This window comes from Streptomyces bullii, assembly GCF_042657145.1.
GTDB classification, from domain to species: Bacteria; Actinomycetota; Actinomycetes; order Streptomycetales; family Streptomycetaceae; genus Streptomyces; species Streptomyces bullii.
The window spans coordinates 1-641 of the sequence record NZ_JBHSNY010000047.1 but is presented as its reverse complement, the minus strand read 5'-3'; the positions used below and the strand labels follow the sequence as shown (position 1 = coordinate 641).

General features: G+C 67.1%; 1 pseudogene. It reads right to left on the bottom strand.

Annotation, left to right across the window (positions count from 1 at the left end):
• A pseudogene (locus ACFPZJ_RS39805) lies at positions 1–641 on the bottom strand (IS701 family transposase); the annotation flags it as partial.

The following is a 641-nucleotide window of genomic DNA, read 5'->3' as shown; positions in this document are numbered from 1 at the left end:
GGCCAGGACGTAACCGACGCCGGCTTCCTCCAGCATCCGCCGCAGCCGCCATTCCTGGCCATAGGCCGAGTCTGCAGTCACCCAGGCGATGGGCAGTGGCGAGGCCAGGGCCCGCTGGATCATGGCTTTGGCGAGGTCGCCCTTGGTCGCGAACTCGCGGTCGTCGGGTATCTTCGCCGCCTCGCAGCGGTCCCGGTCCGCCGTTTAGGACTTCGGCAGATACAACTCCCGGTCCACCAGTGCCCGTCCGTGCCGGGAAGCGTAGGCGGCGAAGACCCCGATCTGGCAGTTCTCCGTGCGGCCGGCAGTCCCCGAGTACTGTCGCTGGACGCCGGCCGAAACCGTGCCCTTCTTCAGAAAGCCGGTGTCGTCGATGATCAGCACACCGTCCGGCTTCCCGAGTTTCTCGGCGACGTACTCCTGCAGGTCGTCACGCACCTCGTCAGGACTCCAGCGTGCACGGTTCAGCAGATTCTGCAGGCCCGCAAGGGTGCGGTGGCCTGCGTGCTCAGCCAGCTGCCAGCTGTTCTTCCGGCCCACCGGGCCGAGCAGACCGTTCACATAGGCCCGCATCTGCCGCCGTAGGTCCACCCGCCCGAACCGGTGACCCACCCGAACAAGTACCTCTTCCAGTTCCGCCG